We start from the raw sequence: 13,445 nt of genomic DNA on the forward strand, positions 1-13,445 counted from the left end.
CTTCGCGGGAATGACGGTCGAGAAGCGGTCACGATGAATCCGACGCAAAGCGCTTCAAACTTCAGGCGCCTCTCAGCAGCAATCGCAAATTCTCAGAACTTCACGAACCGGTTGAACCACCGCCCCAACGGCCCCGTCAGCCTCAGCCCGCCGATGGTGGTGGCGAGGCACAGGCAGCCTTCCGGGTCCGACACCGGCCGGTGGACCAGCGACGGGTCGCCGATGGCGAGATCGCCGGGCAGAAACGCGCCGAACTCGTCGGAGAAGCCACCCTCCAGCACCACGGTCAACTCGATCCCGCCATGGGTGTGCTGCGGTACGCCGACCCCGCCCTTCATGCGGATCAGCCGTGTCGTCCCGTTCGGACCCGACAGCAAATCCATGCAGCGCATGCCCGGCTGAAGGAAACGCCAGCCACCCTCCCCGATCCGCCCGTCGCGGTCGAGCCGCCCGCGCAGATAGCTGCGCAACGGCTCCGGATAACGCGACTTCTCAGGCGACGGCTTTACCGCCGGGCGGCAGGGCGCCGGCCGCTCGTGGTCCAGGCGGGCCATCAGCGCTTCCAGGCAGCCGTCGGACAGCGGTTCCGGCTCCAGATCGTCCAGCAGGGCACCGCCGATCGCCTCCATCTCCGCCACCGCGTGGCGGCAAGCCGGGCAGAAGGCCATGTGGGTGGCAACGGCCAGCGAGGCGCCTTCGCACAGGGCGCCGCCGGCATAGTCGATCAGCAGGGTGTCGCCGGGGTGGTGGCTCGGCCGGTTCATCGGAAATGCCTCATCCGACATCCTTCAGCGACCGGCGCAGGCGTTCCATCGCCAGACGCAGGCGCGATTTGACGGTGCCGAGCGGGATGCCGTTCTCCGCGGAAATGACGCTGTGCGGCTTGTCTTCGAAATAAGCCATGCGCAGAAGCTCGGCCTGTTCCTGCGGCAGGTCCTTCAGCGCGGCGCGCAGGCGCCCGCTGCTTTCCTTCGCCTCGATCCGGCGGTCGGCGGCCTCGTCGGGTTCGGGCACCAGGGCGGGATCGTCGGGGTCGATCTCCGGCCGCTGTTCGCGGCGCAACACATCGATTCGCTTGTTGCGGGCGATGGTGAACACCCAGGTGCCGGCCGAGGCGTGACTCGGATCATAGGTTTCGGCACGACGCCAGACCAACAGCATGACCTCCTGAACAAGCTCTTCCGCCGCACCGGAATCGCATCCCAACCGGCGCAGATACGTCTTCAGCCGCGGCGCGAAGTGGCCGAACAGCACCCCGAACGCCTGTTTGTCCCGCTCGCGCCCGACGGCGACGAGCAGGGTTTCCAGGCTGGGGGCCGTGTCGGCCGCGGGGGTGTGCTGGTCCTGCATGGTCCCATTCAAGGGGAACATCGGCCGCCGCACAAGCCGGGGATGGCACCCATCCCCGGAATTCGCGGCAGCGCCCCCCTTTTTCAAGGCCGCTGCGTCAATCCTGCACTTTGCCCTGCACCCCACCGGCAGTCTCGCCGGGCTTTATGTCGCATCGTGACCTTCGGTACGCAACCGCCCGACCGTTGGATCACGAAAAAACCCGACCTGGGGCATTTTGTTCGGATTTGCCGGACGATTTGGTCAGACTCTATCGCATGAACCCCATCGCGCGCAGGGCCTCCGCCACCTCCGGCGTCTCCAGCGCCTCGACGAAACGGCGGACGGCCGGGCGGTCGCGGCGGGCGGCGGGAATGACGAAGTCGTAATGCTCCTCCTGCAGCGGCAGGAAGCCCAGCCCATAGAGGTTCGCCGCGGTTTCGATGGCGACGCCCCAGTCGGCGCGGTTCTGCGCCACCGCGACGGCAACGGCATTGTGCGACTTGGCCTGCGTCCAATAGCCGGTCGGCCGCGCCGGCCCCAGCAGCCGGTCGGTCAGGATGCGGGTGCCGCTGCCGGCATTCCGGTTGATCAGGATGCAGTCGGCCAGACCGGCGACCGCGGCCACCGCCTCCGCCGCCGTCCTGCCCTCGAACCGCGGGTCGCCGCGGCGGAAGACGATGCCCTGCATGCGGCGGTAGCCGGTGACGAGGTCCAGCCCCGGCGCCAGGAAGGGCGTGTTGTAGGCGCCGGTGGCCGGGTCCATCAGATGGACCGGGGCGATGTCGCACTCCCCGCGCCGCGCCGCCGCAAGCCCGCCCATCGAGCCGACATTCAGCGCCTTGACCGTCATTCCCTCGCCGATCAGCCGGCCGAGCACGGCGTTCAGCCCGATGCACTGGCTGCCGACCACGATCAGGTCGGCGGGAGCCAGCGAGCGGCCGAGCAGTTGGACCGACACCGGCGTGCCGGCCTCCACCGCCTCCGCCTGGGCGTCGATGGCCAGGAAGCCGTCGGCATGGCTGAAGGCGGTGACCGCGCCCGATCCCTTGGACAGCGGATAGGCGACCAGCTCGTCCTCGTTGGCGCCCCCACCGGCCCCATGGACCAGCGAGACCATGACATATTCCGTGCGCCCGCGTTCCGACCCCAGCCGCACCGGCAGGGTGGCCGGCACCTCTTCGGCAAGCGCCGGCGGCAGGCCGGCCATGGCGCGGATCACCGGCGCCACGAAGCTGTGGAAGGTGAACATGGCCGAGGTCGGGAAGCCCGGCAGGATCACCACCGGCTTGCCGCCGGTCACCGCGAGGCACAGCGGCTTGCCCGGCTTCAGCGCCACGCCATGGGCGACGATGCCGGGATCGGACAGCTGCGCGACGATGCGGTGGGAGCGGTCTCCCGCCCCCTTCGACGTGCCGCCCGACAGCAGCAGCGCGTCGCACTCCAGCCCCTGGGCGACCAGCCGTTCCAGCGCCGCGTCCTCGTCCGGGGCGATGCCCAGCGGCACCGGCTCGCCGCCCAGTTCGGAAACCGCGGCGGCCAGGATGGCGCCGTTGCTGTCATAGACCGCCCCGGTGCGGATCGGCTGGCCCGGCGCCACGATCTCGTCGCCGGTCGACAGGATGGCGACGCGCGGCCGGCGCACCACCGGCACCTCGGCCAGTCCGATGGCGGCCAGCACGCCGATCTCGCGCGAGGTGAGCGACTGGCCCCGGCGCAGCACCACCTCGCCCCGGCCGATGTCGGAGCCGGCGGCGGCGACGAAGGCGCCGGGGGTCGCCGGGCGGGTCAGCGTGACGAACAGGCCGTCGGGCCGCTCCACCGCCTCGGTCGTCTCCACCATCACCACGGCGTCGGCGCCCCGCGGCAGCATGCCGCCGGTGGCGATCACGGTGGCGGTGCCGGGCTCCACCGTCAGTTCGGGGGCATGGCCGGCCGCCAGCACCTCGTCGTTCAGGCGCAGGGCGACCGGACGATCCTCCGCCGCGCCCACCGTGTCGGCAGCGCGCACGGCGAAGCCGTCGACCACCGAGCGGTCGAAGCCGGGGACGTCCACCTCCGCCACCACATCGGCGGACAGCACGCGACCCAATGCGGCGGACAGCGGCACCCGCTCCTCCCCCCGCGGCGACAGGGCGAGGTGGCGGTGGAAACGGGCACGCGCCTCCTCCCCGCTGACCACCTCCAGGAACTGGTCCTGGCGGGCGGCCTGGGCGACGAAACGGCGGATGTCCTCACGGCTGCGGTCGGAGCTGTGCACGCGGCAAACCCTTACGGAAGAAGATCAGGGCGGAAGAAGATCAGGCGAAACGATACATAATGACTGCAGCGCCGTCCGGCACGCCTTCGCTGTCCGCCCCGATCAGGACGAAGCCGTCGGCCCGCGCCGCCGCCGCCAGTCCCGGCCAGCCGGGCGAGGCCACCGGCTCCACCCTGCCGTCATCGTCCAGCCGCACCCGGTGCAGGTCGAAGCTGCCGATCTCCGACACCAGCTTGCGCGCAGTCACCGCCTCGACCGTCGCATGGGGCAGAACGGCCGGCAAGCCGGCGGCACGCCGCACCGCGCGTCCGGCCAGCAGCTCATAGGCGGCCAGCGCCGCCATCGGCTCGCCCGGCAGCAGCAGGACCGGGACGCCGCCCCCAAGCCCGCCGCCAAGCCCGAGCCCGGCGCTGCCGCCCGGCCGCATGGCGATGCCGTGCAGGTCGAGGCTGCCGGCCTGCGCCAGGGCGGATGGCGCCACGTCGTCGGGACCGGTGCCTGTGCGTCCGGCCGACAGGATCAGGTCGGCGCCCGGCCGGGCAAAGGCCTCGGCCAGGGCGTCGAGGTCGGCCGGCAGTTCCTCGACCGCCACGACCACACCGCCGTCGCGCCCAACCAGCGCCGCCAGCATCGCGCCGAGCTGCTCCGGGGCGCCGGCCTTGGGTCCGCCGGCAATCAGGATGCGCACTTGCGGCGCCGGCAGGACCGCCACCATTCCATGACCGGCCCCATGGCCGACCCCATGACCGATGGCGGCGAGCAGGCCGAGATCGCCGGCACGCAGGCGCCGTCCGGCCGGCAGCAGCGGACTTCCGGCCACGGTCCAGGCGCCGCGCCGCTCCACCCCGCTGCCGGGCGCCACCGCGTCGATCGCCTCGATGAAGGGGCCGACGGCCTGCGCCGCCTCGAACGGGATCACCGCGTCGCAGCCCGGCGGCAGCGGATCGCCGGCGCTCACCGCCACTGCAGCCGTCAGCGGCACCGGGTTGTAGGAGCCGGCCCCCAGCGTGTCGGCCGCCGCCACGGCAAAGCCATCCACCGCCGCCCGGTCGGCCGGCGGCCAGTCGCCCGTCGCCGCGACCGCATCGGCCAGCCGCAGCCCGGCACACTCCGCCAGGGGCAAAGTCCTTGCAGGCGGCGGGGCAACCCGGGCATCGACCCAATTCCAGGCGTCCGTCAGCGGCACGCGGCGGGCGAAGCCGCGACTGCGGACGTCATGGAAAGGCGTTGGAGGAGGCGGGGCGGTCACAGCGCCGGCACCGTGGCGTCCTGCACGCGGTTCCGGCCGGTGCGCTTGGCGCGGTAGAGCAGCTGGTCGGCCATCTCCGCCAGCTCTTCAGGGCTGCTCTCGGCGGACGGGATCACGGTGGCGACGCCCAGGCTGATGGTGACGAAGGGGGCGACCGGCGACTGCGCATGCGGGATGCGGCGCTCGGCGACGCCGGCCCGGAACCCCTCGGCCACGCGGGTGGCGCCGGGGCCGTCTGTCTCCGGCAGCAGGCAGACGAACTCCTCCCCACCATAGCGGGCGACAAGGTCGCTCGGCCGCCTTGCCCGCTCCGCCAGCACCTCGGCCACGATGCGCAGACATTCGTCGCCGGTCTGATGGCCGTACTGGTCGTTGTAGGCCTTGAAATGGTCGACATCGAGGATGACGAGCGACAGCGGCAGGTGCGACCGGGCGCAGCGCCGCCATTCGCGCGCCATCGCCTCGTCGAAGCGGCGGCGGTTGGCGATGCCGGTCAACCCGTCGAGGAAGGACAGGCTGCGCAGCAGGTCGGTCTGCCGTTTCAGCAGCAGGTGGTTGCGCACCCGCGCCTTCACGATGGGCGGGCTGATCGGCTTGGTGATGAAGTCGATGGCGCCAACCTCCAGCCCGCGCGTCTCGTCCTCCACCTCGCTCTTGGCGGAAATGAAGATGACGGGGATGTCGTGGGTGGTGGGATCGTCCTTGATGCGGCGGCACACCTCGAACCCGTCCATCCCCGGCATCATGATGTCCAGCAGGACGAGGTCGGGCATCCGCGACTGGACCAGATCCAGCGCCTTTTCGCCGTCGGTGGCGAAATAGATGTCGTAATCATCCTTCAGGATGCGACTGAGCACATGGACGTTGGACGGGATGTCGTCAACCACCAGTATTTTAGGGCGGGGATCGGCCATGGGCGCGTTCAGACCGTCGGTAACGAAAGGCCGAGGTCGCGTGCGATCCGCTGCACAATCCCAAGCGCCTTGGTGAAGTCCAGAGCGTCGATGGCGGCGGACAGCCCCTTCATCGTCGAAGGCTCTACCCAGTCCGTCAGCAACGGCGCCAGCATAGCGAACTCTTCCGCCGCTGCGAAGTTGCTGTCCTGCAACAAAGTTGCGAATTGCGGGAGTTGCCCGGCCAGCAGCCGCCGGCTTTCCGCCGACCGGGCGGGCGTGGCCGGTTCTCCCGTCCCTCCGTCCGCCGCCTCTCCGCCGACGCCCTCCGCCGCGAGGCGGCGTGCGCTGTCCAGCACCAGCGCCAGTTCGGCGCGCAACACCGGCACCTCGGCCGCCACCGCCGCGGCGTCCCCGCGCTGGGCCGCGATCTGCACCGCATCGGCGGACTCCGACAGGCGGCGGGCACCGACGTTGCCGGCGACGCTCTTCAATTCATGCGCGATGGATTTCGCCGCCGACAGGTCGCCGCCCTCCAGCGCCCCGGCGATCCGTTCGACGACATCGCCATAGCTCCCGGCGAACTGGCCGATGAAGCGGCGGAACAGGCCGGCGTCGCCGTCCAGCCGGTTGAGCGCGTCGGCAAGGTCGATGCCCGGCAGCTCATCGGGCAGATTGGTCCCTTGGCCGGCCCCTTGTCCGGTCGGGCGGCCGGCCGGCGCGGGCGACGTGGCGGCGAGGCCCGATGCGGAGGCGCCGGCGGCCGTCAGCATGGCTTCCCCCCGGGGCGGGATCGGCCCGGCACCGCATGGCGTGGAGGGCCGGACCGCCACCAGCGGCGGGCCGATCCAGCGGGCCAGCGTGGCGAACAGCTGCGGCAGGTCGAGCGGCTTCGGCACATGGGCGTCTATTCCATTGTCGAGGCAGCGCTGCCGATCGGCCGGCAGGGCGCTCGCGGTCATGGCGATGATCGGCAGTTGCCGTCCGCCCGGCAGCGCACGAATCGCCGCCGTGGCCGCGAAGCCGTCCATGTCCGGCATCTGCACGTCCAGCAGCACGGCGTCGAAGGGCTGCTCCGCGCTCCGCACGCACTCCACCGCCTGCCGTCCGGTGCCGGCCGTGGTGACGCTCGCCCCGGCGCGTTCGAGGATCTCCCACGCCACCTGCCGACTGATGGCGTTGTCGTCGGCCAGCAGCAGGCGGCGGCCATGCAGCGCCCGGCTGGCATCCCAGACCGGCCCCCACAGGCCGCCGCCCGGCGATCCGGCACCCTGCTCCCCGGCAGGCGCCGGGACCGGGACCGGCAGGCGGAGACCGGCGTCGGACTGGCCACTTTGGGCGTAGGCGACCGTGACGGCGTCGAGCAGGGTGGAGGCGGTGACCGGCTTCACCAGGAAACCGGAGATCCCGGCCTCCTCGAACCGGCTGCCCAGCCGCTCGCGGCCATAGCCGCTGATGACGATGATCATCGGCGTGCCGGACTCGGCGTCGGCGCGGATGCGGCGCGCCGCCTCGATGCCGTCCATCCCCGGCATCTTCCAGTCCATCAGCACCACGTCATAGGCATGGCCGGCGGCGGCGGCGCGCTCCAGCTCGGCGATGGCGGACTGCCCGTCGCAGCAGGCGCTGACGGTCCAGCCGAAGGCGGTCGCGATCTCGCCCAGCACTTCGCGCGCGGTGGGGTTGTCGTCGACCACCAGCACCGCCAGGTCGCGCGGCACCGGCCGCAACGGCAGGACGGGCCGTCCCGCCGCGCCGCGCTGGAGGCCGAATTCCGCCTGGAAGCGGAAGACGCTGCCCTTGCCGGGTTCGCTCTCCACATCCATGGCGCCGTTCATCAGCCGGACCAGCCGCGCGCAGATCGCCAGCCCCAGACCGGTGCCGCCGAAGCGCCGCGTGGTGGAGCTGTCGCCCTGGCTGAAGGCCTGGAACAGCCGCTCGCGCTGCTCCGGCGCGATGCCGATGCCGGTGTCACGCACGGCGAAGTCCAGCACGGCGCGCGCGTCGCTCAGCGACCGCACCCGGACCGACACCACCACCTCGCCGGCCTCGGTGAACTTGATGGCGTTGCCGGTCAGGTTGATCAGGATTTGCTGAAGGCGCAGCGGATCGCCGATCAGATCCAGCGGCACGTCCGGCGCCACGGAGAACAGGACGTCGATGTCCTTCTCCTGCGCGGCCGACCCGACGATCACCGCCAGCGTCTGCAAGAGGTCGTCCAGGCGGAAATCGACCCGCTCAAGCTCCAGCTTGCCGGCCTCCACCTTGGAGAAGTCGAGGATGTCGTTCAGGATGCCCAGCAGCGATTGCGCCGAAACCCGCACCTTCTGCACATAGTCCGCCTGCCGGGCGGTCAGCTCCGTCTGCTGCAGCAGGTGGATCAGCCCGAGGATCGCGTTCATCGGCGTGCGGATCTCGTGGCTCATGTTGGCCAGGAACTCGCTCTTGGCGCGGCTCGCCGCCTCCGCCGCCAGACGGGCGCGCTGCATCGCCGCCTCCGCCCGCTTGCGCTCGGCGATCTCGTGGAAGACCACCACGGCACCTTCCACCTTGCCGTCGGCCAGCATGGGCGAAGCGGTGTATTCGACCAGGAACGGCGTGCCGGCCTTGGTCCAATAGGTGTCCTCCAGTCCGCGGCGGCTCTCCCCGCTCAGCAGCACCTCGGTCACCGGGCATTCCAGCGCCGGGAAATGGCTGCCGTCGGCGCGGCGGGAATGGATCAGCAGATGCAGATTGCCGCCCAGCAGCTCCTCGTTGGCATAGCCGGTCAGCGCGGAGGTGGCGGGATTGGCGAAGGTGATCAGCCCGTCGCGGTCGACGCCGCAGATGCTGTCGGACGCCGAATGCAGGATCAGGTTCAGCCGGCGGTTGGCGCTGGCGAAGGCCTCGTTGGCGGTCTCCAGCTCGCGCTTCTTGGCGTCCAGCTCGGCGTTGGTATCGGCCAGTTCCCGGCGGCCGGCGACCTCGCGTTCCAGGCTGCGCAGCGCGGCATAGGCCAGCCCGGCGCAGGCCAGCACCGCCAGCCCGACCAGGATGCTGCCGCGGACCGTCCGCTCCCGCCAGGGCGCCAGCTCCGTCCGCTCCGACAAGGCGACGAAGACGACCAACGGCAGGGTCGGCACCCGCTGGTAGGACAGGATGCGCCGGCCCGCCGGCCCGTCCACCTCGAAGACCTCGGTCGCGGCCTCCGCCGCGTGGCGCAGCACCGTCGGCCCTTCCGGCCCATCCAGCGGTTCGGTGGAGGGGAAACGCAGCACCGGCTTGCCGTCTGTGCGGTAGAGTGCGATCGCCGATCCGTGGCCGAGATCCAGCCCCTCGAACAGCATCCGATAGTAATCGATCTCGATGTTGGCGTGGATGACGCCCAGGAATCGGCCGTCCTGCAGGATGGACCGGCTGACGGTGAAGGACTGGGCACCGGTCAGGCGGCCGGTGATCCGCTCACCGACATGGAAATCGGCACCGTTCCGGTGGGCCTGGAAATAGGTGCGGTTGGACGCGTTGCCGGTCGGCGCCGGGAACTGGCGGCTGGACAGGATGTTGTCGCCGGTCGGGCCATGCACCCACAGCGCCGCGATCTCCGGCAGGTTCTCCACCATGTCGCGGATGGTGATCCAGGCCTCGCGGTTGGTGTCCAGGCCGGCCATGCCGTGATGATGGATCAGATCCTGCGTACGGCCGATGGCGAGGTCGGCGGTTGCGACTGTTCGCCGCACATGCTCCTGCAGCAGGCGGGCGGTGGATTGGGCCTGCTCCCGGCTGTGGCGCAGGGTCTCTTCCCGGTCGGCCCAGACGACATAGCCCCAGAAGCCGGCGCCCATCAGCGCGATCAGGGCGAAGGCGGCGGCCAGCAGCAGGCGGGTCCGCGTGGGCGATAGCGTGAGAACCGCAGCGTCGATCCCGTGTCTGTCCATCATTGCCGAATCATCGCCGCCCGCCGGCCCTTCCGCCTAGATCGGTCGGAGTATGGTCTTGCGCCGGCTGCGACCGCAAGCAACTTGATGGGTGCAACGATGGCGTTGGCGACACCCGGCGCTTGCGGGGGACCCCTCCGGTACAGCCTCCCTTGCACCGCCTGCCTTTGCGCGCGGTCTGCGGCATCGTCCCCATAGTCACGTCCGACATTTGTCTCATCCCCCGTCCGATCCTTCGTTATCCGATCCTCCGTTTCGCCGTGAAAGCGCCCGTCCGATGGCCGACCGCCCTGCCCCGTCGCTCAAGCCTCTTCTGGTCGGCCTGCTCGCGCTGGCCGCCGGTTCCGCCCTCGCCCAGTCCATGCTGCCGGCGACCGCCCTGGCCCAGGCGGCGATGACCGGCCCGGTGCGCTCCGACCCGATGCAGACGGTCGGCGCCGAGGTGCATGTGCGGATCGAAACGCTGCCGAAGCCCTACGCAACCCCCGCCGTCGCCAACCAGGCGGTGCAGGTGCCGCGTCCCGCGGACCAGCCGCTGCGCGCCCCGCGCGGTTTCACCGTCACCCTGTTCCGCGACCATGTGGAGAATGCCCGCAACCTGCTGGTCCTGCCCAACGGCGACGTGCTGGTGGCGCAGCAGCGGCCGGGCAGCCTGACGCTGCTGCGCGATGCCGACGGCGACGGCCGGGCGGAGATGGCCCAGGTCTGGGCCGACGGCTTCGACCATCCCTTCGGCCTCGCCTTTCATGACGGTGCGGTGCTGGTCGGCGATCTTGCGGGGGTGTGGCGCCTGCCCTGGACCGCCGGGACCGTCCAGGCGGGGGAACGGCGGCGGCTGACGGCCGAGGGCGCCTTCGGCCGGCGCAGCGGCCACAACACGCGCTCCATCGCGGTGGCCCCCGACGGACGGCATTTCTATGTCGGCATCGGATCGGAATCGAACATCGGGGTGGAGGCGGAACCGCGCGCCACCATCCAGGAATTCCGCATGGACGGCAGCGGCCAGCGCACCTATGCCGCCGGCCTGCGCAACCCGGTCGGCCTTGCCTTCAAGCCCGGCACCGGCGACCTCTATGCCGTGGTGAACGAGCGCGACGGGCTGGGCGACCAGCTGGTGCCCGATTTCCTGACCATGGTGAAGCCGGGTGGCTTCTATGGCTGGCCCTATTCCTACATCGGCGACAACCCGCAGCCGGACCTCGCCGAACGGCGGCCCGATCTGGTGAAGGCGGCGCTGGTGCCGGGTCTGCTGTTCCAGGCGCATTCGGCGCCGATCGGGCTGGTCTTCGGCGACGCCACCCATTTCCCGGAACGCTACCGCATGGGCGCCTTCGTCTCGCTGCACGGGTCCTGGAACCGGTCCCGCCCCACCGGCTATGCCGTCGCCTTCGTGCCCTTCGACACCGCGCCCTTCGACAAGAGCAAGCCGACCGGCACCTATGAGACCTTCGTCACCGGCTTTCGCGTGACCAGCCCCGCCGGCACCGCCACCGGAAGCGCCGCCGAGGGCGACGAGACACCGAAGGTCTGGGGCCGGCCGAGCGGTTTGGCGGTGACCGCCGACGGCGCCCTGCTGATCGCCGAGGACGCCTCCGGCACGGTCTGGCGCGTCGCCTACGCCGCGGCGGACAAGGAAACGGAGAAGGAGCCAGCGGCGGGCCCCAAGCGCTAACTGTTGGGCGCTGACCGCTCAGCAGCCCCCGTCCCTCAGCTCTCGTCTTTCCGCCGGCTGCCCTGGACCAGGGCGGCGACGACGCCGTGGAAGGTGCGCACCTCCTGCTCGGTCATCTCCATCCGCTCGAAGGCGTTGCGGAGCGTGCGGACCATCGAGGGGCGCTTCTCCTCGCTGGTGAAGAAGCCGGTGCGGTCCAGCGCCGCCTCCAGCCGTTCGAAGAAGTTCACCCGCTCCGCCATCGTCGCCGGGCGGGTCTGGCCGGTGTGCAGGAAGCGGTCGGGCGTGCGGTCGCCGGCCTGGAACCACTCGTAGCCGATCAGCAGCACCGCCTGCGCCAGATTGAGCGAGGAGAAGGCCGGGTTCAGCGGAACGGTCACCAGCGTCTGGGCGAAGGTCAGGTCGTCGTTGAAAAGCCCGGTGCGCTCCGGCCCGAACATCACGCCGACCTTCTGCCCGGCGGCATAGCGTTCCCGCATCTCGCCCGCCGCGACGCGCGGGGTGACGAAACGCTGGATCATGTCGCGGGTGCGCACCGTGGTGGCATAGACCGCCTCCAGGTCGGCGACCGCCTCGGCCGTCGTCTCGAAGATCTTCGCGTTGTCGATGACGAGATCGGCGCCAGAGGCCGCGGCACTGGCCTTCGGGTTCGGCCAGCCATCGCGCGGCTTGACGAGGCGGAGGTCGGTCAGCCCGCAATTCAGCATCGCGCGCGCGCAGGCGCCGATGTTCTCGCCGAGCTGCGGCTGCACCAGGATGACGGCCGGGCCGCCAAGGATGGACTCACGGGTGGGGTTCTGGCCGGAGGTCATGGGAACGATTGTGGTTCGAGTGGCAATCACTTGCCCCCACCCCGACCCTCCCCCGCTCTCGGCGGACCGAAGGTCCGTCCGATGCGGGGGAGGGGGACAGGAGCTTTGTCGGGGTTCGGCGGCAGTCCCCTCCCCCGCCCAGCGGGGGAGGGTTAGGGTGGGGGTCTAACTCCCCCTATTCCTGCTGCTCCGCCGGCTCCGCCTCGACCTTCACCGGGCCGCCGTCGATGGCGGTCAAGCGCTTCTTCAGGTCGGAGACGTCGGCGTACAGGCGCTTGAGGCGGGCGAGGCCCTTGTATTGTTCGAAGGCACGGGCGCGCGGCACGGCGGGATAGCCCATCCACACCGACTTCGGCGGAATGTCCATGCCGACGCCGGAATTGGCGGCCACCACCGCGTCGCTGCCGATCTTCACATGGTCGGCGACGCCGACCTTGCCGGCCAGCACCACGCGGTCGCCGATCACCGTGCTGCCGGCGATGCCGACATGGCCGCACAGCATGCAGTTGGTGCCGACCTGGACGTTGTGGCCGATCTGGACGAGGTTGTCGATCTTGGTGCCGTTGCCGATGCGGGTGGCCGTCACCGTGCCGCGGTCGATGGTGGCGCCGGCGCCGATTTCGACATCGTCGCCGAGGATCACCGTGCCGATGGAGTTCACCCGGCGGATCAGCACGTTGGTGCCGACGACGCGGCCGGTGGTCTTGGCCGATTCAACGCTGCCCGGCTCCGGCGTGACGAAGCTGAAGCCGTCATTGCCGACCGCGGCATTGGGATGGATGATGCAGCGGGCGCCCATCTCCACCCGCTCGCCGATGCGGGCGCCGGGATGCAGCAGGCAGCCCTCGCCGATCACCGCGTCGGCGCCGACGGTGACGTGCGGCAGGATGATGACCCCGGCACCGATGCGGGCGCGCGGACCGACATAGGCGAAGGGGGCGATCGAGGCATCGGGCGCCACCACGGCGTCGGGTGCCACATAGGCCTGCGGCGACACGCCCGGTTCGGCATGGACCGGCTTTTCGAAGATGTCGAGCATCCCGGCCATGGCATAGCGCGGACGCTTCACCACGATGCGGCCCTTGATCGTGTCCGGAACCTCGACCCCTTCGGCGACCACGGCGGCGACCGCCTTGCTGCCGGGCAGCAGGGCCATCAGGTCCTTGTCCATCGCCAGCGCCAGATCCTCCGGCCCCTCCGCTTCCGACGGGTGGACGGCGCGGCGGATGGTGAGGGAGCCGTCGCCTTCGACCACGGCGCCCAGCGCTGCGGCGATCTCGGTGAGGGTACGGGGAGCCTGGGTCATGGAACGCACC

9 protein-coding genes are annotated in these 13,445 nt (G+C 70.7%); 1 reads left to right on the top strand and 8 read right to left on the bottom strand.

Annotation, left to right across the window (positions count from 1 at the left end):
* Positions 1 to 92: 92 nt before the first annotated feature.
* The 6 genes from TSH20_RS26015 to TSH20_RS26040 all read right to left on the bottom strand — a co-directional run bounded on the left by TSH20_RS26015 (position 93) and on the right by TSH20_RS26040 (position 9,648).
* Positions 93 to 764 carry a ChrR family anti-sigma-E factor gene (locus tag TSH20_RS26015; RefSeq protein WP_247871500.1) on the bottom strand — a complete coding sequence of 224 codons (672 nt, stop codon included), beginning with the start codon at positions 762 to 764 and terminating at the stop codon, positions 93 to 95.
* Positions 765 to 774: 10 nt separating this feature from the next.
* Positions 775 to 1,350, bottom strand: coding sequence for a sigma-70 family RNA polymerase sigma factor (locus tag TSH20_RS26020; protein ID WP_109157046.1), 576 nt, complete (start codon positions 1,348 to 1,350; stop codon positions 775 to 777).
* Between the two features lie 250 nt (positions 1,351 to 1,600).
* Positions 1,601 to 3,589 (bottom strand): molybdopterin biosynthesis protein, encoded by a 1,989-nt coding sequence (locus tag TSH20_RS26025; RefSeq protein ID WP_109156999.1) that lies wholly within the window; start codon positions 3,587 to 3,589, stop codon positions 1,601 to 1,603.
* Between the two features lie 40 nt (positions 3,590 to 3,629).
* Positions 3,630 to 4,838, bottom strand: coding sequence for a molybdopterin-binding protein (locus TSH20_RS26030; RefSeq protein WP_109156998.1), 1,209 nt, complete (start codon positions 4,836 to 4,838; stop codon positions 3,630 to 3,632).
* Positions 4,835 to 5,752, bottom strand: coding sequence for a PleD family two-component system response regulator (locus TSH20_RS26035; protein WP_109156997.1), 918 nt, complete (start codon positions 5,750 to 5,752; stop codon positions 4,835 to 4,837). The genes TSH20_RS26030 and TSH20_RS26035 overlap by 4 nt, the downstream gene beginning before the upstream one ends.
* An 8-nt stretch (positions 5,753 to 5,760) precedes the next feature.
* Positions 5,761 to 9,648 carry a response regulator gene (locus TSH20_RS26040; RefSeq protein ID WP_109156996.1) on the bottom strand — a complete coding sequence of 1,296 codons (3,888 nt, stop codon included), beginning with the start codon at positions 9,646 to 9,648 and terminating at the stop codon, positions 5,761 to 5,763.
* A 274-nt stretch (positions 9,649 to 9,922) separates the two neighbouring features.
* Between TSH20_RS26040 and TSH20_RS26045 the strand changes: the two genes are divergently transcribed.
* Positions 9,923 to 11,317: a PQQ-dependent sugar dehydrogenase gene (locus TSH20_RS26045; RefSeq protein ID WP_109156995.1), complete on the top strand. Its 1,395-nt coding sequence runs from the start codon at positions 9,923 to 9,925 to the stop codon at positions 11,315 to 11,317.
* Between the two features lie 35 nt (positions 11,318 to 11,352).
* On the opposite strand, the gene TSH20_RS26050 is transcribed toward TSH20_RS26045, so the two are convergent.
* Entirely contained in the window at positions 11,353 to 12,129 is a 777-nt protein-coding gene (locus TSH20_RS26050) for an RNA methyltransferase (protein WP_109156994.1), read from the bottom strand.
* A 175-nt stretch (positions 12,130 to 12,304) separates the two neighbouring features.
* Complete coding sequence (gene lpxD / locus TSH20_RS26055) at positions 12,305 to 13,435, bottom strand: UDP-3-O-(3-hydroxymyristoyl)glucosamine N-acyltransferase (RefSeq protein WP_109156993.1); 1,131 nt, start codon at positions 13,433 to 13,435, stop codon at positions 12,305 to 12,307.
* Between the last annotated feature and the right edge of the window lie 10 nt (positions 13,436 to 13,445).

The sequence above is a fragment of the Azospirillum sp. TSH20 genome (genome assembly GCF_003115935.1).
In the GTDB taxonomy this organism is placed as follows: Bacteria; Pseudomonadota; Alphaproteobacteria; order Azospirillales; family Azospirillaceae; genus Azospirillum.